This window comes from Natrinema salinisoli (assembly GCF_020405205.1).
GTDB lineage: Archaea > Halobacteriota > Halobacteria > Halobacteriales > Natrialbaceae > Natrinema > Natrinema salinisoli.
Window position 1 is genome coordinate 3,241,376 of record NZ_CP084469.1, and the last position, 21,578, is coordinate 3,262,953.

A 21,578-nucleotide genomic window follows, 5' to 3' on the forward strand; every position below is an offset into this window, starting at 1 on the left:
AGGCCGATCCGCTAGCGGTCGAATCGGATCTATCGTGTCGGCCGTAGAAAAAGCCTTTAACGCCGCCGTCTCGTATACCCAGCAAATGGTACTCGACGATCTCGGGAGTTCTCTGCGGGGCACCCTCGACAAGCTCCGCGGGAAGTCGCGACTCAGCGAGGAAGACATCGAGGAGATCGTCAAGGAGATCCAGCGATCGCTGCTCTCCGCCGACGTCGACGTCTCGCTCGTGATGGAGCTGTCGGACAATATCAAGGAGCGCGCCCTCGAGGAGGAACCCCCCGCCGGCACCCCGGCGCGGGACTTCGTCCTTCGCATCGTCTACGAGGAACTGGTCGACCTCATCGGCGAGTCGACCGAGCTGCCGCTCGAGGAACAGACCATCCTGCTTGCCGGGCTTCAGGGGTCGGGTAAAACGACCTCCGCGGCGAAGATGGCCTGGTGGTTCTCCACGAAGGGCCTGCGCCCGGCGGTCATCCAGACCGACACCTTCCGACCCGGCGCGTACGATCAGGCCGAGGAGATGGCCGAGCGCGCGGAGGTCGACTTCTACGGCGATCCGGACAGCGAGGATCCGGTCGAAATCGCCCGCAAGGGACTCGAGGAGACGAGCGACGCCGACGTCCACATCGTGGACACGGCGGGTCGCCACGCGCTTGAGGACGACCTGATCGACGAGATCGAGCAGATCGAGGGCGTCGTCGAGCCCGACACGTCCCTGCTCGTCCTCGACGCGGCGATCGGGCAGGGCGCGAAGGACCAGGCCCAGCAGTTCGACGAGTCTATCGGGATCGACGGCGTCGTCATCACGAAGCTCGACGGAACGGCGAAGGGTGGCGGTGCACTGACCGCTGTCGACCAGACCGACTCCTCGATCGCCTTCCTCGGGACCGGCGAGGAGGTCCAGGACGTCGAGCGCTTCGAGCCCGACGGCTTCATCTCGCGGCTGCTCGGCATGGGCGATCTCAGTCAGCTCGCCGAGCGCGTCGAGCGCGCGATGGAGCAGACCGAGATCGAAGAAGAGGACTGGGACCCCGAGGACATGCTCCAGGGCCAGTTTACGCTCAACGACATGCAAAAGCAGATGGAGGCCATGAACAACATGGGCCCCCTCGATCAGGTGATGGACATGATCCCCGGCCTCGGCGGCGGGATCAAGGACCAGCTGCCCGACGACGCGATGGACGTCACCCAGGAGCGGATGCGGACGTTCACGGTGATCATGGACTCGATGACCGAGGCCGAGAAGGAGTACCCCAAGGCGATCGGCGCGAGCCAGATCGAACGCATCGCCCGCGGCTCGGGAACCGAGGAAGAACAGGTTCGCGAGCTGCTCCAGCAGTACAAGATGATGGAGCGCACGATGAAGCAGTTCCAGGGCATGGGCTCCGAACAGGAGATGCAACGCATGATGCAGCAGATGCAACAGGGCGGCGGTGGCGGTGGCGGCGGCATGGGCGGGATGGGACCGTTCGGCTAATACCGTCGAGCAGTACGATCCGCCGAGCAGCCGTTTCGGAACCGCGACGGGTTTTCGATCGATATTTCAACTCATCCGAAAATCTCCGTGCCACTACGTTAATACGTCTCTAGACGTATCCTCGAGTACGAATGAACCGTCGACAGTATCTCGCCCGGACCGGCGCGGCCGGGACGAGTGTCGGACTACTTACGGGACTCGCCGGCTGTATCGACGACCTCAGTGGGTCGTCCGACACGAACGACGGCACCGACGACGAAGCCGGCAGTCGGGCCGGCGAACGAGCGCTCGACCGCGCCGCCGGCGACCTGAACAAAGCCGCGCAGGCGCTGAACGAGGTCGGTGGCCTCGAGGACCCCGACGCCGTCGAATTCGACCCCGAAGCGCCGCGATCGCATCTCGCGGACGCTCGGGAGCACCTCGAGACTGCGGCGACCGAACTGCCCGAGGACCGACAGGGGGATATCGACACGCTCCGGTCCTACGCCGACGCCCTCGAGGGACTCGTCGACGTGACTGCCACCGTAACCGACGGGGGAATCGCCGACGATATCGACGCCGTCACCGCGGCGATCGAATCCGAAGGGGATCTCGAGAGCGCGAGCGAGACCGTCGACGACCGCTACGCCGAAATCTCCGACGCCCACGAGCGCTGGGAGGAAGCGAACGCGACGATTGGGGATCTGGACGCCGACACGCTCGAGGAACTGACCGGTGTTTCGGTCGCCGAACTCGAGGCGGGAGCGGCCGCGCTCGGAACCGTCGTGGCGTCGCTCGAAACCCTCGCCGGGGCGTACGCGGGGACGTTGGATCTCGAGGACGGGTACGGTGCACTCGAGCGCGGCCGGAAGCACTCGGAGAAGCGGGAGTACGATGCCGCACAGACCGAGTTCGAGACGGCCGAGTCGACGTTTTCGAACTCCCAGGCGGAACTCGACACCGGCATGGCTGATGCCCCCGAGGGACTCGCCGGCTACTTCGAGACGGCCGAGTGTCAGAATCGGCACCTGGCGTCGGCGGCGGAATCGTTCGCGGCGGCGGCAGCGGACGCGTCGGACGGGAATCTGTCCGCAGCTGCCGCCCATCGGGACGAGGCCGAGGCCGCCCTCGACAGGGTCGGGGACTGCACGGCCTGATTTCGGCTACTGCCCGGTCTGCGTGTCTCGGCTACTGCGTCGTCGCTGCGTCGGTTTCGCGGGCGGCTATCGGCGGGAGATCGTCGACGAGCACGACGGCGTCACCTTCGAGTACGATCGCGTCGTCGCCGTCGAATACGGTCGCTTCGACCCGGTACTTCGCCCGGCCGAGGTCCTCGACGATCTCGCAGACGGCGGTTACGTGCTCGCCGATCGAGAGCGGTGCGCGGAAGCTACTCTCCTGCGAGAGGTAGATCGTCAATCCCGGCAATCGAGCGAGCGCCGCACTGATCAGTCCGTTCGCGAGGACGCCGTGGACGATTCGCTCGCCGAAGCGGGTTTCGGCGGCGTACGCCGCGTCGAGGTGGACCCGGTTGGTGTCGCCGGTTACCTCGGCGAATGCCTCGACGTCGTCGTCGGAGATCGTCTTCGAGAACTGGGCGACGTCGCCCACCGAAACGGTCGACTCGTCCGCGCCGCGGTAGTCGAAGTCCCAGTCGTCGCGTTCGTACAGCGTGTCCGACCGGACGCGCCTGCGAGGGTGCCGCTGGCGCGACTCGCTGGCGCGATGGGCGAGCTGTGGCACGTAGTACGTGAGCTCGGTCGTCGTGACGATGCCGACCAGTTCGCCGGCGTCGTCCCCCTCGATCGGAGTCGGGTCGTCGTCCCCGCCGGTCGCTGCCTCGTCGCTCGAGACGACCGGCAGGTGCTCGATGTCCGTCGTTCGAAGCAGATCCACGGCGTCGACGATCGATGCGGTCGGTTCGATCGCCGTCAGCGGCGTCGACATGACGTCGCGCACCGCGACGTGACCCAGATGCGACCGCTCGCAGAGCTGGGTAGCGAAGTCGCCCTCGGTGAGAATGCCGACCGGCTCGCCGTCCCGCTCGACGATCACCGAACTGACGCTCTCGGCGCGCAACAGCGTCGCCGCTTCGGTCACGGTCGCGTCGGGCGAGGCGGTGACGACGTCCTCGACCATGATCTCGGCGACGGGTATGGTGTCGTGCATTTGACCACCATTCACCGTCGATCCCTATCAGTGTCCAATGACTGACGCTACCACACACCACGAACGACGGTGCCGCGAATCGCCGTCGAATCAGGCGTCGACCGGCCGCCCGTCCTCCGTCGGCGGCGCGATGTGATCGACGTACTCCTCGAGGGTCGGCTCCTCGACCCGAACGCGAACCGCGATCTCGCCGAGCTCGTCCGGTTTCCCGACCGAGAAATTGACGTAGTCCTCGAAGGCCGCCTGTTTCTTCAGCGCGAAGGTGAACGTGTCACCCTCGCGGTTGGCGAAGAACTCGCCCCGGGCGGTGTCGAGGATCTCCTGCCGGTGGAGCAGGTCCGAAAAGTGATCGAGCGTGTGGGTTTCGCCCCGAACTTCGCCGAACTCCTCCTCGAGGTCGGCGTTGGGGAAGACGTTGGCGACGGCGTCGACGACGCGACTCGTGACTTCGGTGTCGTAGACCGGTGCCGTGATCTCGACGTCGACGCGGTAAATCTCGCTCATGGGTCGGCTTCGGCCTCGGCGTGTTTCCCGTCGTCGGTTCCGGTCCGGACGATCGATCGGATCCGCTCGTGGAACGCCTCGAGCGAGTCGGTGTTCTCCACGACGACGTCGGCCCGATCCATCGCGTCGTCCATCCCGAAGCCCCGTTCGCGCTCGTCGCGGGCGGCTAGCCCCTCACCGCCGTCCGCCTCGCCGGCATCTCGGCCGCGCTCGTCGACCCGCTCGGCCCTGACTTCGAACGGTGCCTCGATACTGATCAGCGTGAACGCGTCGCCGAACCGCTCCTCGAAGGCGTCGACCTCGACGTCCGAGCGGATGCCGTCGACCAGCACCGTGTCGTGGGCCTCGAGTCGGTCTTCGATCATCGGGAGCGACCGCTCGGCGATCGCCGCCGGGCCGTTCTCCTCGCGCAGCGCCTGCGCGACCGTCCCGTGGTCCTTCGCGGGGTCGAGCCCGCGATCGGCCGTCTCCTGGCGGACGACGTCGCCCATCGTTACCACCGGGATCCCGTCCTCGCGTGCGATGGTGGCGGCCTCGCCCTTGCCGCTCCCGGGGAGTCCCACCGTTCCGATGACGTGCATCGAGCACACGTACCGGCGAGACGTGCATAAACGCTGTGTTCGGCGCTCGAGTCGCGGGCGGCTCCGAGACACCGCTCCTTGCTCTCGGCTTCGGACGCCCCGCCGGAGCCCTCTCCGTTCGTTTCGGGAGGTACGGATGGGAATCACCGCTTCTAGTAACGTGACGGGAGTCTATCGCGTCCTCGTCCGGCCGCGTCACTCGACGTTTCGCCGACCGGCGATCTGGGTACCGGTCGGGAACTCCTATCGCCTTTCTACGGCCCGATGAAAACCGAAATCCACACCGCTTATCAGGGTCCACCGCGGATTCGGACTCGAGGGCGCGTAGCTCAGTCCGGAAAGAGCGTCGGACTTCTAATCCGACGGTCGTGGGTTCAAATCCCATCGCGCCCGTACAGCGAACGAAGTGAGCGAACCGGCACGTGGGATTTGAATGAGACCGAGGTTCTGCGCGAAGCGCAGGTTCTCGGGCGTGGTTCAAATCCCATTGCGCCCGTGATTCTGCGACGAACGGACGTGAGGAACAAATTACCGACAGAGATGGGTTTGAACCCTGCCAGTCACAGCGTCGAACGGAGTGAGACGATCGTCTGGCTTCGGTTCATAATCCCATCGCGCCCGCTTGCTGTCGCGAACAATTCGTGAGCCACAGCACTCGATGAGATGGGGTGAATGGGGGAGCAGCGTGCTGCGACCGTGGTTCGGGTCCGGTACGTACGCGATCGGTCACCGTTCGACGACCGTCGAGAGACCGATCGATGCGATTGGGGTGGCGTCGTCAAGTAGTCCGCCGAACGCCGGAAACGCTGCAAAAAGCGCGAAATCACGCGGCTCGAATACCGCGAGTAGCTCGTCGGTCCTCGAGGCTCAGTCGTCGGAGGAGAGGATAGCAACGCCGCCCTCGTGTGCGTCGGAGCCAGCGCCGTAGATCCCGCCGAGCGTGTAGTCGTCACTCGCGACTGCGGTCCAGAACGACTGGCCGTCGGGGTTGTAGACGCCCGCCGCTTTGGGATTGGACGGATCCGTGACATCGTAGCGTCGGACGCCACCGTTGTACCAGGACGCGTGGAGGTAGTCGTCGGTGACGTCGAAGTTGTGAGCGGTTCGCAGTCCCTCGGCGTCCGGCGGGGAAATGTAGCCGACCCGTTCGACGTGCTGTTTGCCGTCGTCGTCGAGCTCCTCCGTTCTGAAGATTCGGATGCCCCCGAACGCTTCGGTCGGGGGGTTTTCCTGTACCTGTCCGGGGAACTTCTCGTCGCCGACGTACACGTACTCGCCGTCGGGCGACGGCTGTACGTAATGCGTGTTGCCCTCGCCGGCGGAGTACCGTTCGGAGGGGAACGCCGCGTCGAAGAACTCCGAGCGGCTCTCCTCGCGGGGCCGCCAGGGTCTGAGTTCCTCGTCGCCGTCGGGTGCCGCACCGAACTGGGTGACGAAGCTCGGATCGGTCGGCTCGTCGACGTCGAGGACGACGACGCCGGCGTCCCAGAACGCGTTGTAGAGGAACCCGTCCTGTTCGTAGAGGTCGTGATTCGGGTTGATACCGGCGTCCGCGTAGTCGGGGAGCGCCTCGTGGAGGTACCACGTCGCCGCGCGCTCCGGACGCCTCGGGTCTTCGACGTCGACGATTTCGACGCCGGCGTTCCCGAAGATTCGGACGCCGACGCCCGCATCGTCCTGAATCATCCGGTCTCCGCTGATCGTCATGTAGACCGTCTCGTCGGTGAGGAAGGCGTTGTGGACACCCACCGCGTCGAGAGTGTGATAGAACGCCAGCTCCTCGGGATCCGATGGATCGCTCACGTCCACCGTCGTGATTCCCGTCCCGTCGTCGTGGGCCATGATCGCAAGATCGTCGTCGACCTTGACGTCCAGTACGCCACCGGTGGCCCCTCTGTCGTCACCGCCGATCGCTTCCGGATCGGACGCTTCGATGTCCGCGACGACGTCCGGCTCGTTCGGGTCCTCCCAGTCGACGATCGCCATTCCGCGGCCGGTCGCCACGTACGCGTACTCGTCGTCGGCGACGACTTCCATCGCGTTCTCGACGCCGGCCGCTGCAACGAGCGTCAGGGCATCGTCGTCGCCGCCGGATCGATCACTGCCCGCACCGCTCGCACTGCCGACGGCGCTGGTTGCGAGGCCGGTCCCAGCGAGTCCTTTTACCACGGTTCGTCGTGTCGGATTCGGATTTTGTACCATAGTATCACTTCGTACGGAATTCCGTCTACGGATACATTCACGTGCCCGACGAGACGGTCGACGAGCTGCTTCGAAGCGGTTTCCAGCAGGCCGAAACGGAGCGAATCGATCCGGAAAGCGGCCGTCCGAACGACAGTTCGGTACGGCTCCTCGGTAGCATCGGTATCGCCATCGCGCGTTTCCCGGCCGGTCTCTCGTTCCGTTGCATGCGGACTGTATCCGTCCCCAAAATATATACATTCAAATATTAGTATACACCAACTAATGACAGTACATACTCTAGATACCATCGGGAACCGTATCGTTCTTGAGGACATCCCTGTCGGTCGAAATGCTCTCCAGCGGTTCTGAGATGGACCTCTAAACGAATCGCTGGTCCCAAACGGATGGGATGTCCGTTGGGCGTTCTCGCCTGCACGAGTAGCGTGAACGCCCCTTGGTCGACGGTCAGCAGCGACCGCACTAGGTTCTCGACCGAACGGTTCCCGCTGAAGAAATACGAAATTTACTGGTGGAAATCACCATAGCAGTTTACTTTTGTGGGTGGCGACAGAACGAAGGATGGACGGAAGATTAGCCCGTTCGCAGGCGGTGATCCCCGATCGTATCGGCGTGTTCTGCCCGAAGTGAACCCGAAAAACGGAGAAGTACGGTTTTTGCTCGGCTGGACCCGAGAGTTCGTGTAACGATCGATACGAAATACCCACCACAATTAACGGGTGATTCGACGGCCGTCACGCACGAGTAGCTCGATAGTAGCGTCACATCGATGAGGCTCCGTTCCTGTTCGACTAACCCATAGACGAGTTAGAGGCGACTCGGAACGAATCAGTAGTCCAGAAAATGTTGAATTATCGAACAATTTCGGTACACTAATGTCGGCCACTAACGTTAAATAGAACGTCGGCAGAGCCGTCCGACGGCATCACAGGGGATACGGGGGAGGCACTGATCATCGTCACACGACAGTCTCTATCCCTGCTGCCGACACGTGTACACCCTTTCGATACCCGACAGCAGTAGCCGCCGGTGTTTGCGCTCGACCGAATCGCCTGAGTGAATACCCCTCCGTTCGGGTCTACGTCCCGAGCAGGTGGGTCTCGGCCGCACGCCAGCATCTCCGCGCTGTCGAATCCACTTCGGCTACGACGCCCACGGAACGCTCCCTTCGCGGAGCCGATGGCCGAACGACCTCTAGTGACGTATTGGCCCGATCACGGTTCACGTCGTCCGTTAGCGGCACGGTACGATGCTCCTCAGGGCCACTAACACTGATGTTACGTGGTGGCTCCGGGGTTGCTACCGTATTGATACTCCTGTGGTAACACTATGTAACTACATGAGCGACGAGACGACTGCGGACGAGACGACAGTGATCGTTGTTGGCGGCGGCCCCGCCGGACTGAGTGCGGCCCTCTTTACCGCGAAGAACGGCCTCGAGACGACCGTCTTCGATACGGACGGAACGTGGATGCACAAGGCGCACCTGTTCAATTACCTCGGAATCGGTTCGGTCGGCGGCAGCGAGTTCATGGCGACGGCCCGTCAGCAGGTCGACGACTTCGGCGTCGATCGCCGACAGGGCGAGGAAGTGACTGCGGTCAGCGAAGCCGGCGACGGCTTCGCGGTCGAGACCGAGGACGGCGAGTACGAGGCCGACTTCGTCGTCCTCGCGACGGGCGCGAACCGCGATCTCGCCGAGGATCTCGGCGTTGCGTTCGCCGAGGACGAGACCGTCGACGTCGGCGTCGAGATGGAGACCAGCGTGGCGGGCGTCTACGCGACCGGCGCGATGGTCCGCCCGGAGGAGTGGCAGGCCGCGATCGCCGTCGGCGACGGTGCCGCCGCGGGACTTAACATCCTGTCGAACGTACGTGGGGAACATTACCACGACTTCGACGTTCCCGCGGACGCAGAGCGCGTCTTCGGCGACCTGATCTCGGAGTAACGCGCTGCAGGATCTCACCGACCGAATTTCATCCACGACAATGTCCAACGAATCACAGAATCCAGTCACGCCGGAACTGCCCGACAGCCCCGTCCACACGACGGGAACCGACCACATCACCATCTGGGGGAGCAACGAGGCCGACACGATCGAGTTCTATCAGGACCTCCTCGGCATGCCGCTGGTCCTTCGCCAGCCGAACCTCGACGACCCTTCGCAGACGCACCTGTTCTTCGACACCGGTGACGGCCGCATCCTGACCTTCTTCGTCAGCGACGACCGCCCGTCGAACCGGCGCGGTCAGCGCGGCGGAACCGGTGCCGTCCACCACCTCTGTTTCAGCGTCGACCCCGACGACTACGAGGACACGATGCAGGCGCTCGAGGACGCCGGCCACCAGTACAACGTCTTCGACCGGGGCATCTTCCACTCGATCTACACGACGGACAACAACGGCCTCGTCATCGAGCTCTCGACGGACAAGTACGAAGTACCCGACGACCGCCGCGGCGAGGTGCTCGCCAAGGCTCAGGAACTCCGCGAGGAAGACGGGGCCGAGTACGCGAAAGACGAGCACCTCCGGGGTGCCATCGAGGCGCTGGGCCTCGAACTCATCGAGCACGACCTGCCCGAGGCCAGCACCGGCGTCGGTGGTGTCGAATGAGCGCGGACGACCGCGTCGACGGCCCGCATCAGGATCAGCAACTCGTTACGGGCGGTACTGACCTCGCAAACGCCGAGGCAGCCCTCGTGCTCACTCACGGCCGCGGGGCGACCGCTCGCGGCATGATCCAGATGGCCGCCGAGTTCCAGCAGGAGGGCGTCGCATTCCTCGCGCCGCAGGCTGCTCGCCAGACCTGGTACCCGAACTCGTTTCTCGAACCCGTCGAACGCAACGAGCCCGGTCGGTCCTCGGGCCTGCAGGCGATCTCCGACGCGATCGACGAAGCTAACGACGCCGGCATCCCGACCGAGCGGGTCATGCTGATCGGCTTCTCGCAGGGTGCCTGTCTCGCCAGCGAGTACCTCGCCCGCAACCCGCGGCGCTACGGCGGCCTCGCCGCTTTCAGCGGCGGCCTCATCGGTGAGGAACTGGACGACGAGTATCCCGGCGATCTCGAGGGGACGCCGATCTTCCTCGGCTGTAGCGACGTCGACCCGCACATTCCCGAGGAGCGGGTCCACGACACGGCCGACGTTTTCGAATCCATGAACGCTGACGTGACCAAGCGGCTCTACGAGGGGATGGGCCACGGCATCAACGAGGACGAGATGCAGTACGTCTCCGGGATGGTCGCCGAGTTGGTGGACTGACCGCGGTCTGCGCTCCGACTCAGCGCATCACCGTGACCGGGACGGGCGAACGACGGACGATCGTTTCGGCGACACTGCCGAGTAGGATACGCGAGAGCCCCGACCGGCCGTGGCTCCCGATGATGACGTGGTCGATGTCGTTGTCCTCCGCGAAGCGAACGATTTCGCGCGCGGGTTTCCCGACCGCGGTTTCGGTCCGAAAGTCGCGATCGGGATCGCTGATGATCGCCGCGATTTCCTCGGGCAGTTCGGTCGAGATCTCCTCCTCGCGGTCCCGGAGCCACTCCTGTGCGGCCATGATCCCTGCTCCCGTCGAGCCGTCCGCGGCCTCGATGACGCGCAACAGCACGATCTCTTCGTCGGGATACGTCGTGAACGCGTGTTCGACCGCCTTCTGTGCGGGTTCCGAGCCGTCGTACGCGACGAGGATTGCCATATCCGTAACTCGTTTTTCAGAACTATAAACCCGGATAGCGATCGGGTGACCGGTTCGACCCTCTCCATATAACTGGGTAGCGGGTGATCCGAAGACGATGGCCGCAACCGGTTTCAACCACGTCACGGTGTACGGTGACGACGTCACCGAACTCGTGGATTTTTACACGCGAGTGTTCGATCTCGAGCGAGTCCAGGCACCCAACCTCGGCGTCCCGGCCGCATGGCTACGCTGCGGTGACGGTCAGTTGCATATCGTCCGTCGCGACACCGATGCCCCGCGATACCACCACTTCGCGCTGACGGTAGACGACTTCGAAGCGGTCTATCGGCTCGCTCGAGCGGACGACCTGTTCGACGAACACCTCGCTCCGGACGACGGACTCCCGATATTCGAACTTCCCGACGGGAGCGTCCAGATGTACCTTCGAGATCCGGCCGGCAATCTGATCGAGGTCGACTGGCCCACTGCTGCGACGCTCGACAATGCCGTCACGGACCAGATCGTCGACCGGAGCGACGAACATCCCCAGTCCGAAGCCCAGGCCCAGGCGGAGCTGTTCGTGGATTCGTAGCGAACTTTTTCCGCTCGGGGTGCCGCAGGCACCCCTCGCGCAAAAACTTCGATGAAAAAGACCGCTTGTTCCCGTCGGACGCTCGCGGTTACTACTCCTCGAAGCCGTCTTCAAACTGGAACGTCCCGTCCCGCTGGACGACCTCGCCGTCCACTTCGATGAACGAGTCCTCGCTCATGTCGACGATCATGTCGACGTGGACCGCGGAGTCGTTGGCCTCGTTGCCCTCGCCGACGGTGTCGTCGTAGGCGCGGCCGACGGCCATGTGGACCGTATCGCCCATCTTCTCGTCGAAGAGCATGTTGTAGGTGAACCGGTCGATATCGCGGTTCATCCCGATGCCGAGTTCGCCCAGCCGGCGCGCACCGACGTCCGTATTCAGAACCTCCGTCAGTACTTCCTCGTTCTTCGCCGCCGAGTGGGAGACGACCTCGCCGCCCTCGAACTCGAGATACACGTCCGTGATCTCCCGGCCCTGATGGTACAGCGGCATGTCGAACAGGACCTCGCCCTCGACGCTGTCGGGCTGGGGGGCGGTGAAGACTTCTCCTCCCGGCAAATTGTGTTCGCCGTGGTCGTTGATCGTCGGATTGCCGGCGACGGACATCGTCACGTCGGTCGTGTCGCCGCTGACGATCCGGACCTCCTCGGCGGGATCCATGATCTCGACCATGTGTTCTTGATGTTCGCGCTGTTCGTCCCAGTCCTTGTTGACGGCGTCCCAGACGAAGTTCTCGTACCCTTCCGTGCTCATCTCGGCGAGCTGGGCGTTGGCCGGTGCGGGGTACTGGGTGAGACACCAGCGCTTGGAGAGCCGTTCCTCGAGGATCGGCCGCTGGGCCTGCTGGTAGGCCGCGCTGATTTCGGGATCGACGTCGCTGGTCTGGGTGGCGTTGTCCGTGGCGCGGATGGCGATGTAGACGTCCGTGTTCTGAATGAGCGCGAGCTCGTGTTCGGGAGTGTCGAACTCCGCATCGGAGGAACGCAGATACGCCCGCTGTTGGCGCTTTCCGGTTCGCTGGCTCGTCGTGACCGGGTTCGCTCCCATATCACCGATCACTTCGTGGAGGGCGACGACAAGGTCCTCGGCGACCGGGTGGGCGTCGACGACGACGTTGTCGCCCGCCTCGAGGTCGACCGAGTGGGTGGCGATGATCTCAGCGTGTTCGCGGATTCGGGGGTCCATACCTCAGTATTGGTGGGGGAGGAAAAAACGGTTCGTGATTTGGAACGTGTCGGATCGAGGTGCGACCGGATTCCCGTCGATCGCTCAGTCGACCACAAATTCGTACTCGTCGGTCTCCTCCGTTCCGCGGCCGTCGTTCCGAGAGTCGTCCGTGGTTTCGAGACCGTCGCTCTCGAGATGTTCCTGAAAGAACGAGACGGTCGCGGCCGTCAGGACCAGCGCGAGCGGTGCCGAACCGAGCAATGCGAGCAGGAAGCCCGCGCTACCGGCGCTCACCAGCAGGGACAGGACGAGCGAGGAGACGGCCCCGACGACGACGTGCCAGAACGCGAAGCTGAGCACCGGCCCGCCCGCGGTCGTGAGCCGAACGGACCGACGAAACGCTTCGAGAAACGCGGTATCGTCGACGACGAACAGGAACGGCACCGGATAGAAGACGTACCCGAGGACGATGATCGCCGGAATCGCGAGCACGGCGAGCGGTGGTACGAGAACGAAAACCGGGACGACCAGTAGAAACGCGCCGAACACGACGAGATTGTACAGGACGAACCGCGGCGCGTAGGTGACGAGACACGAGCCGATGGCGATCGGTTCACGCCGGAGTCGTCGATCGATCCCGCCGACGTACGCCGCCATCAGGATCGCCGAAATCACGCCGTACGCGACGAGCGCGAGGCCGAGCCAGACCATCGTCTCGGCATCGACCGCTTCGAGCGGAATATCGACGGTTTCGACGGGGGTTTCGATCGTCACGTCGACGCTGCTCGAGCCGGTCGATCTCGTGGGGGTCGTCGACCCGCTCCCCGGTGCCGACTCGCCGAACGAGGGAGAACCGAACGACTCGTCGCGCGGCGATCCCGTGAACGGTTCGGGCGGCTCGGCGAACCGCCACAGGGTCACCAGCGGGCTCGGCAACAGCAACTCGAGGCTGATCGAGAACCCGCGACCGACGGGGTCGATCGCTCGTCGAACCTTCTCGAACTCGACGAGCGCGAGGAGTAGCGGGACGGCCGCGAATCCCCCGAGATCGCCGAATCGGTCGATGACCCGGGAGACGTGGCGCGCGAACGAATTCGAGCGACCGCCGCTCGAGCCGCCGGCGGTCGTCGACGGACCGTCGTCGGTAGGCGGTCCGGTGTTGGGGGCGGGGACCATACGTCGCGATACAAATGACGCACCATTGAACGTTTCGCTAGTCATGACTTTCGACAGGAGTTGCACCTGCTCGAGTCACGGACCGTACCCGTGTGACAGGGCCAACAGTCCGATAGCACTCGAGTTAGCGACTATCCGACGGCGTCCACGCTTCGAGCGCGACGGCCAGATCCCGCCCGAACCGCCGTGCAGTCGACGGCGTCACGGGATCCGTCGCCGTTCCGACGTAGGGAACCTCGAGCGAGACGGCCGGCTCGGCACCCAGCTGCGAACAGTACCGTTGGAAGGTATGCAGCAACCCCGATTGACTGTCGAAACTGGCCAGTCCGACGCCCGGAGTCGCGTCGTAGGTGAGTGTCGGCTCGTCGGTCGACGAACGGGCCTGCGTGGTTTCTTCGAATATCGTGGCGAGCCGTCGGAGCGAATCGCTCGCGGTCGACGGCTCGGTCACGAAGAACGGCCGGTCGTTGATATCGCCGCCCCACTTGAACGGGCAGTGGAAATCGACCGCGAGCGCGAGAGACTCGAGCGATCGCAGGTCGTCGGCGATCGCCGACGTGGTCGGGTACAGCGGTGAGAGTTCGGTGATCCCGTTCGCGTCGACGTAATCCCGATTGTGGTCGTGAGGTCCGCGGTACTTTCCCTGGTCGCCGCGCTCGACGCCGTCGAGATCGCCGAACGGGTAGGCGTGGACCCGATGGGTCTCGAGCAGCGACCCCGCCGCCTCGCTCTCGAGGAGTTCTCGGAGGACGCCCTCGAGAACGTACGAGGCCGTCGATTCGCAGGCGTGATGGCGGGCCGCGAGCGCGACGTGGTGGTCGGCGTCGGACGGCCCGAGTCGGACGACTGGGACGTCTCGGCCGCCCGCAGTCGTCGTCAGCGTCTCGAGAGACAGTCGTGCGTCCGGCTCGTATTCGAACGCGAACGCGTCGAAATCGGCGCGCTGATAGGGGAACGACAGCGCGAACTGCGTCTCCTCGCCGGCCTCGAACGCGTATCGGAACGCCGTCGCGTCGATACGGTGGTCGGCACCGAGCCAGCGCCACTCGTTCCACGCGCCGTTCCCGATCGGATCGCCGCAGGGCATCGCCGTTCGCACTGCCGGCCCGCGGGGGCCGATCACCTCGTCGCGGGGAAACTCGAACCGGAGCGTTTGGTCCACATCGCTCTCGACGTCGACGTACCAGTAGAACCACCGCCGGGTCGAATCCCGGATCTCGGGCTCGAGTCGAATCGTGTCGCCGTCGACCTCGAGGACGCGCCCGTTGCCGCCGGGGTGCGTCGTTCGCAGCGTTACCCGACCGGCCGCCGTCTCGTGTTCCGAGCCGGTGCCTGTCTCTATCGTAGTCGTCATCTCGTCGGTCGTCCCCTCGCCGTCCATACGAACCTATTGGAGAACGTGAAAGTAAACTCGTCCGTTCGGTCCGCACGAATCGAACCGACGGACCATCGATTATTTCCACGCTCTGGGTCTACGGCGACGTATGATCGATCTGCGCTCCGACACCGTCACGACGCCCGACGACTCGATGCGCGAGGCAGCGGCCACCGCCGACGTCGGGGACGACGTCTACGGCGAGGACCCGACCGTGAACGAACTCGAGGCCCGCGTCGCCGACCGGCTCGGGACCGAGGCGGCGCTGTACTTCCCGACGGGGACGATGGCGAACCAGACCGCGGCCCGCGTCCATACCGAACACGGACAGGAGGTCGTCGCCGATCGCCAGAGCCACGTCGTGAAGTACGAACTCGGCGGGCTGGCTCAGCACTCGGGACTACAGGTGCGGATGCTCGATACCGATCGTGGGGTCCCCTCCCCCGAGCAGGTCGCCACAGCGGTGATCGACGAAGACCTGCATCGGCCCGGAACCGGCTTGCTCTGTCTCGAGAACACGCACAACGCTCGCGGCGGACTCGCGATCGACTCCGGAAAAATCGACGCGGCGGCGACGGCGGCCCGCGAGCGCGACGTTCCCGTCCATCTCGACGGTGCGCGGCTGTTCAACGCCGCGACGGCGCTCGAGGTCCCGGTCACCGAACTCACGGCTCCCGTCGACTCGGTCATGGTCTCGCTCTCGAAGGGACTCGGCGCGCCCGTCGGCTCGATGCTCGCGGGCAGCGAGGCGTTCGTCGAGCGCGCACGTCGAACTCGCAAGCTGTTCGGCGGTGGAATGCGACAGGCCGGGATCATCGCGGGCCCCGCGCTCGAAGCCCTCGAGAACGTCGACGACCTCGAAACCGATCACGAGAACGCGCGCCTCCTGGCCGCTGGACTCGACGACGTCGACGGGTTCGACGTCCAGGAGCCGGAGACGAACATCGTCCTCGCGGACGTCTCCGAGACGGGACTCGAGCCGGCGGGCGTCCTCGATCGCCTCCGCGATCGAGACGTGTTGGCGACGCCCTTCGGACCGACGACGATCCGCTTCTGTACGCACCGCGATGTCGCTCGCGAGGATATCGAGCGGGCGCTCGAACGGATAGAAGCGTCGTTCGGTTGAGTGTGGCTCGGGTCGTGGCGGCTACTGGTTGCCGCGCATGCCGTCGCGGAACTCGAGGACGGTCCGGCGGAGGAGGAGGTACGCGAAGAAGACCAACCCGAGCAGGATCAGGACGACCGCGATGATGACGGGATCGTCCGGGAGGAGACCGGTGATGAGATCCAGCATATCCGCAGCTACTCTGTCAGTGAGGTTAATCGTTTCGACCTCGATCGGCTGTATCCATGTCCGGTTTCGGTAGCTGAAACGCGAGTTTCAGCTTGCACCGGTTATAATCTCGGCCGAGTCGTAGACCGAGATGCGCCTCGATCGTCGGCCCGTGTGCCCTCCCCGAACGTTCCGCGGGCCGCCTCCGAGATCGAGGTTACCTGCCCGGATCACCCGTCCCCGATCGCGCCGATCGCCCGTGGACCGCCGGCCTCTGACACCCTCGCGGTACCGCGGCACCCTCCCTTCGCCGGTCTCCCGTCCGAGTCCCCCGCTGGCGCTGTCCGCGAGCGCTACGGCTACGTTTGCTTACTCCGTCAGAATCTCGAACGTCTCGAGGACCGTTCCGTCCGGCTCTCGAATCTCGCCCTCGAGTGTCCCCGCCCCCTCCTCCCCTGGTTCGAGTGTGGCGAACCCCGGTCGATTTCCGCGCGGGTCGGCGTGGCTCCCGGGATTCAGCAGGACGGCGTCCTCGGTCTCGACGACCGTCGGTCGGTGGCTGTGCCCGAAGACGACGACGTCGGCGTCTCGAGACCGCCCGAACATCGCGAGGCCGGTTTCGCCGCCGTCCCGGCGATGAGTGACGGCGAACCGGGCACCGCCCGCCTCGACGACGCGGGCCGTCGGCAGCCGGTCGCGAACCGCCGCGCTGTCGGCGTTGCCGTGGACCGCGAACAGGCGGTCGCACTCCGTTTGGAAGGCCTCGAGCGCCGTCTCGCTCGTGAAATCGCCGGCGTGAATGACGGTGTCGGCCTCGCGGGCCGCGATCAGGGCCTCGCCCTCGAGTTCGTGGCCGCCGCTGCTGTGCGTGTCGGAGAAGATCGCGATCATGGTCGCACTTCGCCCGTCACTGACAGGTCCCTTTCGGATGCGATCGCCACTGCGGTCGGGATACGTAGCCGACTCCAAACCGAGGCCGACCGGCTCTAGAACCGCTTACACTTTTAGGGAACCCCTTCGTAGTCGCCGCCGATGGCCAGTAGCACTTCCGTCGTTCTCGCAGCACTGTTTGCGAACGGCGCGATCGCGATTCTCAAATTCATCGGCTTCACGCTCACCGGGAGCCCCGCCATGCTGTCGGAGACGTACCACTCGATCTCGGATACGGGCAATCAGGTCTTCCTGTTGGTCGGGATCAAGTACGGTGCGCAGGAAGCGACTCGAGAACATCCCTTCGGCCACGGGAAGGCGCAGTTCTTCTACAGCTTGCTCGTGAGTATCATGCTCTTCGGCATCGCCGGCTGGGAGAGCGCTCGTCACGGTCTCAGTGCGCTGCGAGAAGGCGGGGTCCACCGCGCCAGCGAAGACGTCACGCTGCTCGGTGCGACCTTCGACCCGGTGTACGTCAACTACGCCGTGTTGATCGGCGCGATCCTCTTCGAGTCCTACGCGCTCTGGAAGGCGTATCAGGGAATCAGCCGCCAGATGGACGAGCACGACTGGGCGACCCTCCGCGAAGCGTTCAAAAAGACCAGCGACGTGACGACGCTGACCGCGCTCACCGAGGACACGATCGCACTCGCCGGTGCGGGGATCGCGCTCTTTGGCATCTACCTCACCCGAACCACCGGAAACCCGATGTACGACGCCGGTTCGGCCCTCATCATCGGGATCATGCTCATGGGCTTCGCCCTCGCGCTCGGCTGGCAGAACAAGCGGCTCATCCTCGGCGAGAGCCTCGCGAAAGACGACGAGGACGAGCTCCGACGGATCATCGCTGACTGGGACGGCGTTACCGAACTCGTCGACTTCCGGACCGTCTACTTCGGTGCCGAGGAATTGCTCGTCACCGCCGACGTGGCGTTCGAACCCGACCTCGACGCCGAGACGATCAACGAGCGCATCACGGAGATCGAACTCGCGCTGATGGATCACGACGATCAGATCCAGAAGATCTACATCGAACCCGAGACGTAGCCGTTTCGCCCGCGCCGATCGCTTTATTCTTCGCGCTCCTCGTCCGTGTCGTCGTACCCCGCCACCACCGTCGATCCCGCCGGTCGATCGTTCAACACCGCCGTCACCGTCGTCTCGTCCAAGTCCACCGTCGACTCGAGCGGCTCCCAGCCGTCCTCCGTTTCGACGGCGACCGCGACGTCGGTCGGACTCGCGCCGGGGGGCAGCTTCGAGGGATCGTAGACCAAAGCGATTCTGACCGCTTCGACCGCCTTTACGGTCTCGAGATCGACCAAGTCGACGGGATCGGCGAGCGCATCGACCGGTGGCTCACCCCCGCTCTTCGCGAGGCCGAACTCGTCGGGGACGACGCCCGCGACGAGTTCGACGCGAGCGCCCACCTGTTCGAGTGTGTACTCCGCGACGTTGTTCGAATCGTAGCCCGGAATAGCCATACCGGAGACAGGGACGCGAGACACATGGCCCTGTAGCGCGCGTTCGCCGGCCGGTGGTATTTGGTGCCACCTCCCGACGGGTCGCGGAGCCGGCCGAATCGAGACGAATCCTTTTATCGCATCGCGAACCTATCGTCACGTGTGTCCGAGACAGCCGGGTACATGCGCTTTTTCCCGTACGACCAGCCGTACGAGAACCAGCGCAAGGCGATGGACCGCATCTACAACTCCCTCCACCAGGGACGGGACGTCCTCTTCGAGGGGGCCTGCGGGACCGGCAAAACCCTCTCGTCGCTGATCCCCGCCCTCGAGATCGCTCGCGAGCAGGACAAGACGGTCGTCATCACGACGAACGTCCACCAGCAGATGCGCCAGTTCGTCGCCGAAGCCCGCGCGATCACCCGCGAGGAGTCCATCCGGGCGGTCGTGTTCAAGGGAAAGGCCACGATGTGCCACATCGACGTCGGCTACGAGGAGTGTCAGGCCCTGCGGGACAACACTCGCGCCGTCGTCGACGCCGAACGCGACCGCGAGCAACTCGAGCGCCGACAGCGCGAACTGCTCGCGGAGAGCCAGGACGGCGACGGCTCGGCCGCCGACGCCCGCTCGGCGGTGATGGACGAACTCGAGGACATCGAGGAGCGCCTCGAGGACCTCGAAGAGCAGAACGTCTGTGACTACTATCGCAATAATCTCACGGGAGACACGGACGACTTCTTCGGCTGGCTCTTCGAGGACGTCCGCACGCCGGACGATATTTACGAACACGCCGAACAACAGCAGTTCTGCGGCTACGAGCTCCTGAAGGAGGGGCTCGAGGGCGTCGATCTGGTCGTCTGCAACTACCACCACCTGCTGGATTCGACCATTCGAGAGCAGTTCTTCCGGTGGCTTGGCCGTGATCCCGAGGACGTAATCGCCGTCTTCGACGAAGCCCACAACGTCGAAGATGCGGCCCGCGAGCACGCGACCCGAACTTGCTCCGAGCGCACCTTCGACTCCGCGCTGGACGAGTTGGCCGACGCGGACGATCCGCGCTCGGAAGACGCCGCGAACGTCCTCTCGGCGTTCCACCGCGCGCTCGTCGAGACCTACGAGGACTCCTTCGGCTTCGGTGACCGCGAGGGAATCGGCGAGAACTGGTCCGACGTCCCCATCGCCAACGACGATCGGAAAGACGACCTCACGCTCGAGTTCCTGCAGCGGTACTCCGGCCGGGGGATCGAGGACGACCTCGAGGCCGCGATGAAACTCGGTCAGGAACTCGACGAACAGTACGAGGAAGCCTATCGCGAGGGCGAGACGGCCACGCGAACGGAGTGTCAAACCCTGCAGGCCGCCGGCTTCGTCAGCGCGTGGATGACCGAGAGCTCGGCGGAGGGACTGTATCCGGTCGTCTCGGTCACCCGGGACGCCGGCACCGACGAGATCTACGGCCGCGCGGAACTGTACTCCTGTCTGCCGCGGCAGGTGACCGGCCAGCTGTTCGACGAGGTCTACGCCACCGTCCTCATGAGCGCGACGCTGCAGCCGTTCGACGTCACCGAGAACGTCCTCGGACTCGAGGACGCGGTGACGATGGCCTACGGGTTGCAGTTTCCCGAGGCAAACCGGCGCACGTACGCCGTCGAGACGCCGCCGCTGTTCTCCTCGGATCGCGACGATCCGGCGGTTCAGGAGGACGTCACGGAGACCATCCACGACGCCGTCCGCATGACGCCCGGCAACACGCTCGCCTTTTTCCCCAACTACGGCGAGGCTGGTCGATATGCCGACCGGCTCGAGCGCCGGACCGACCGGACGGTCTATTTGGACGAGCCGGGCGTCTCCGTCGAGGAACTCCGCACGCAGTTCGTCGCGGACGACGACGCGGTGCTCTGTACGTCGCTGTGGGGGACCCTCGCGGAGGGCGTGAGTTTCGACGGCGACGACGCCAACACGGTGCTCGTCGTCGGCGTTCCCTATCCGCATCTGGACGATCGGGCGGAGGCCGTCCAGGAGGCCTACGACGTGGCCTTCGACGGCACCGACACGGGCTGGCGCTACGCCGTCGAGATTCCGACGGTTCGCAAGACCAGACAGGCCCTGGGGCGGGTCATCCGCTCACCCGACGAAGTGGGCGTCCGCGCGCTGCTCGACCGGCGGTACTCACGGGATGCGAAATCGGATCTCGGCAAGTACAGCGTCAACGGGACGTTCCCACACGAGGAACGCGAGGAACTGATCGACATCGGTCCGGACAAGCTCAAGTTCGCGATGCTCAATTTCTACGGCGGCCACGACGAGTACGACGGCGAACCGCCGGCGCCGTGACCGACCGCCAGACTACCGGTAGGGTGCTTCGCCCGCCGGAAATCAGTCGGCCGTCGAGGATTCGAGGGGCTCCCACGCGTCGTAGCCGCCGTCCATGCTCGCGACCCGCTCGGCGTCGCCGTACTCCTCGATGAGGCGAGCGGCCTGGACCGAGGTCTGGCCGATGTAACAGTAGACGACCACGTCGTCGGCCCAGTCTCGGTCGACGACGGTCTCCTCGAGTTCCTCGATGCTGACGCGTTCGGCACCGGGGAGGTGACCCTCGGCGTAGTCCTCGTCGTCGCGGATGTCGAGCAGGTCGAACTCGTCGTCCCGGTCGATGCGTCGGCGGACCGTTTCGGGGGCGAGTTCCTCGACCATTATTGCTTCCGGAGGTAGATGCGGTAGACCGCGTCGCCGCTGCGCCACACCTGCGCGTCGGCGTCGTCGCCGACGGCCCGCGGCACGTTTTCGGTACACGGGACGTGATCGGTCTCCTGGACGAGGAGGTCGCCCGAGTCGATCTTCTGGAGCCCTTTTTTCGCCTCGACCTGCGGGTATGGGCAGACCTCGCCCATCATGTCCTGGACGAGATCGGCCTCCTCGAGGAGTTCGTCCGCTCGGTCGTCGCTCAGTTCGTCCGGCGCGTTCGTGACGTCGTCGATGGATGGCATTGTATCGTGTGTCCGTAGTCGG

The 21,578-nt window shown here is 64.8% G+C and carries 22 protein-coding genes and 1 tRNA gene; 10 read left to right on the plus strand and 13 right to left on the minus strand.

Annotated features, from left to right (window positions below; translation table 11 throughout):
* Positions 1-85: 85 nt before the first annotated feature.
* Together LDB05_RS15980 and LDB05_RS15985 are read left to right on the plus strand one after the other, a co-directional pair.
* Positions 86-1,480, plus strand: a complete 1,395-nt coding sequence (locus LDB05_RS15980) for a signal recognition particle protein Srp54 (RefSeq protein WP_226004983.1) — start codon at positions 86-88, stop codon at positions 1,478-1,480.
* A gap of 131 nt (positions 1,481-1,611) precedes the next feature.
* Positions 1,612-2,616, plus strand: coding sequence for a hypothetical protein (locus tag LDB05_RS15985; protein WP_226004984.1), 1,005 nt, complete (start codon positions 1,612-1,614; stop codon positions 2,614-2,616).
* Positions 2,617-2,647: 31 nt separating this feature from the next.
* Here LDB05_RS15985 and LDB05_RS15990 read toward each other — a convergent pair whose 3' ends face one another.
* The 3 genes from LDB05_RS15990 to LDB05_RS16000 form a co-directional block, all read right to left on the minus strand.
* The gene (locus LDB05_RS15990; protein WP_226004985.1) at positions 2,648-3,628 is read right to left on the minus strand and encodes a CBS domain-containing protein; all 981 of its coding nucleotides are present in this window, start codon (positions 3,626-3,628) and stop codon (positions 2,648-2,650) included.
* A gap of 90 nt (positions 3,629-3,718) precedes the next feature.
* Positions 3,719-4,132, minus strand: coding sequence for an RNA-binding domain-containing protein (locus tag LDB05_RS15995; RefSeq protein ID WP_226004986.1), 414 nt, complete (start codon positions 4,130-4,132; stop codon positions 3,719-3,721).
* Positions 4,129-4,713, minus strand: a complete 585-nt coding sequence (locus LDB05_RS16000; protein ID WP_226004987.1) for an AAA family ATPase — start codon at positions 4,711-4,713, stop codon at positions 4,129-4,131. Before LDB05_RS16000 ends, LDB05_RS15995 begins: the two co-directional genes overlap by 4 nt.
* A 318-nt stretch (positions 4,714-5,031) precedes the next feature.
* On the opposite strand from LDB05_RS16000, the gene LDB05_RS16005 reads away from it, so the two are divergent.
* Positions 5,032-5,106: transfer RNA gene (locus LDB05_RS16005), tRNA-Arg, on the plus strand.
* Positions 5,107-5,580: 474 nt separating this feature from the next.
* Here the strand turns inward: LDB05_RS16005 and LDB05_RS16010 are convergent.
* On the minus strand, positions 5,581-6,882 hold the full coding sequence (locus LDB05_RS16010) for an LVIVD repeat-containing protein (protein ID WP_226004988.1): 1,302 nt from the start codon (positions 6,880-6,882) through the stop codon (positions 5,581-5,583).
* Positions 6,883-8,254: 1,372 nt separating this feature from the next.
* Here LDB05_RS16010 and LDB05_RS16015 point away from each other — a divergent pair.
* Genes LDB05_RS16015 through LDB05_RS16025 form a run of 3 tightly spaced genes read left to right on the plus strand, consistent with a single transcriptional unit; the run spans position 8,255 to position 10,177 of the window.
* Complete coding sequence (locus LDB05_RS16015; protein WP_226004989.1) at positions 8,255-8,863, plus strand: NAD(P)/FAD-dependent oxidoreductase; 609 nt, start codon at positions 8,255-8,257, stop codon at positions 8,861-8,863.
* A gap of 40 nt (positions 8,864-8,903) precedes the next feature.
* A complete protein-coding gene (locus tag LDB05_RS16020) occupies positions 8,904-9,527 on the plus strand; it encodes a VOC family protein (RefSeq protein ID WP_226004990.1) in 624 nt (207 codons plus the stop codon).
* Positions 9,524-10,177: an alpha/beta hydrolase gene (locus LDB05_RS16025; RefSeq protein WP_226004991.1), complete on the plus strand. Its 654-nt coding sequence runs from the start codon at positions 9,524-9,526 to the stop codon at positions 10,175-10,177. Before LDB05_RS16020 ends, LDB05_RS16025 begins: the two co-directional genes overlap by 4 nt.
* Before the next feature lie 19 nt (positions 10,178-10,196).
* Here LDB05_RS16025 and LDB05_RS16030 read toward each other — a convergent pair whose 3' ends face one another.
* Complete coding sequence (locus LDB05_RS16030) at positions 10,197-10,613, minus strand: universal stress protein (protein WP_226004992.1); 417 nt, start codon at positions 10,611-10,613, stop codon at positions 10,197-10,199.
* Between the two features lie 97 nt (positions 10,614-10,710).
* Between LDB05_RS16030 and LDB05_RS16035 the strand changes: the two genes are divergently transcribed.
* Positions 10,711-11,187: a VOC family protein gene (locus LDB05_RS16035; protein ID WP_226004993.1), complete on the plus strand. Its 477-nt coding sequence runs from the start codon at positions 10,711-10,713 to the stop codon at positions 11,185-11,187.
* 91 nt (positions 11,188-11,278) lie between these two features.
* Here LDB05_RS16035 and LDB05_RS16040 read toward each other — a convergent pair whose 3' ends face one another.
* The 3 genes from LDB05_RS16040 to LDB05_RS16050 form a co-directional block, all read right to left on the minus strand.
* Positions 11,279-12,373: an aminopeptidase gene (locus LDB05_RS16040; protein ID WP_226004994.1), complete on the minus strand. Its 1,095-nt coding sequence runs from the start codon at positions 12,371-12,373 to the stop codon at positions 11,279-11,281.
* An 84-nt stretch (positions 12,374-12,457) separates the two neighbouring features.
* The gene (locus LDB05_RS16045) at positions 12,458-13,531 is read right to left on the minus strand and encodes a hypothetical protein (RefSeq protein ID WP_226004995.1); all 1,074 of its coding nucleotides are present in this window, start codon (positions 13,529-13,531) and stop codon (positions 12,458-12,460) included.
* Between the two features lie 124 nt (positions 13,532-13,655).
* The gene (locus tag LDB05_RS16050; protein ID WP_226004996.1) at positions 13,656-14,912 is read right to left on the minus strand and encodes a M14 family zinc carboxypeptidase; all 1,257 of its coding nucleotides are present in this window, start codon (positions 14,910-14,912) and stop codon (positions 13,656-13,658) included.
* Between the two features lie 103 nt (positions 14,913-15,015).
* Between LDB05_RS16050 and LDB05_RS16055 the strand changes: the two genes are divergently transcribed.
* Complete coding sequence (locus tag LDB05_RS16055) at positions 15,016-16,032, plus strand: threonine aldolase family protein (RefSeq protein WP_226004997.1); 1,017 nt, start codon at positions 15,016-15,018, stop codon at positions 16,030-16,032.
* 21 nt (positions 16,033-16,053) lie between these two features.
* On the opposite strand, the gene LDB05_RS16060 is transcribed toward LDB05_RS16055, so the two are convergent.
* Both LDB05_RS16060 and LDB05_RS16065 read right to left on the minus strand, forming a co-directional pair.
* Complete coding sequence (locus tag LDB05_RS16060) at positions 16,054-16,200, minus strand: DUF7859 family protein (RefSeq protein ID WP_226004998.1); 147 nt, start codon at positions 16,198-16,200, stop codon at positions 16,054-16,056.
* A gap of 348 nt (positions 16,201-16,548) precedes the next feature.
* Positions 16,549-17,070, minus strand: a complete 522-nt coding sequence (locus LDB05_RS16065) for a metallophosphoesterase (protein ID WP_226004999.1) — start codon at positions 17,068-17,070, stop codon at positions 16,549-16,551.
* Between the two features lie 141 nt (positions 17,071-17,211).
* On the opposite strand from LDB05_RS16065, the gene LDB05_RS16070 reads away from it, so the two are divergent.
* Positions 17,212-18,156 (plus strand): cation diffusion facilitator family transporter, encoded by a 945-nt coding sequence (locus tag LDB05_RS16070; protein ID WP_226005000.1) that lies wholly within the window; start codon positions 17,212-17,214, stop codon positions 18,154-18,156.
* A gap of 23 nt (positions 18,157-18,179) precedes the next feature.
* On the opposite strand, the gene LDB05_RS16075 is transcribed toward LDB05_RS16070, so the two are convergent.
* Positions 18,180-18,590, minus strand: a complete 411-nt coding sequence (locus LDB05_RS16075) for a hypothetical protein (protein WP_226005001.1) — start codon at positions 18,588-18,590, stop codon at positions 18,180-18,182.
* 162 nt (positions 18,591-18,752) lie between these two features.
* On the opposite strand from LDB05_RS16075, the gene LDB05_RS16080 reads away from it, so the two are divergent.
* Positions 18,753-20,903, plus strand: a complete 2,151-nt coding sequence (locus LDB05_RS16080; protein ID WP_226007925.1) for an ATP-dependent DNA helicase — start codon at positions 18,753-18,755, stop codon at positions 20,901-20,903.
* A 42-nt stretch (positions 20,904-20,945) separates the two neighbouring features.
* On the opposite strand, the gene LDB05_RS16085 is transcribed toward LDB05_RS16080, so the two are convergent.
* Together LDB05_RS16085 and LDB05_RS16090 are read right to left on the minus strand one after the other, a co-directional pair.
* Entirely contained in the window at positions 20,946-21,263 is a 318-nt protein-coding gene (locus LDB05_RS16085; protein ID WP_226005002.1) for a rhodanese-like domain-containing protein, read from the minus strand.
* Entirely contained in the window at positions 21,263-21,556 is a 294-nt protein-coding gene (locus LDB05_RS16090) for a sulfurtransferase TusA family protein (RefSeq protein WP_226005003.1), read from the minus strand. The genes LDB05_RS16085 and LDB05_RS16090 overlap by 1 nt, the downstream gene beginning before the upstream one ends.
* Positions 21,557-21,578: the final 22 nt, after the last annotated feature.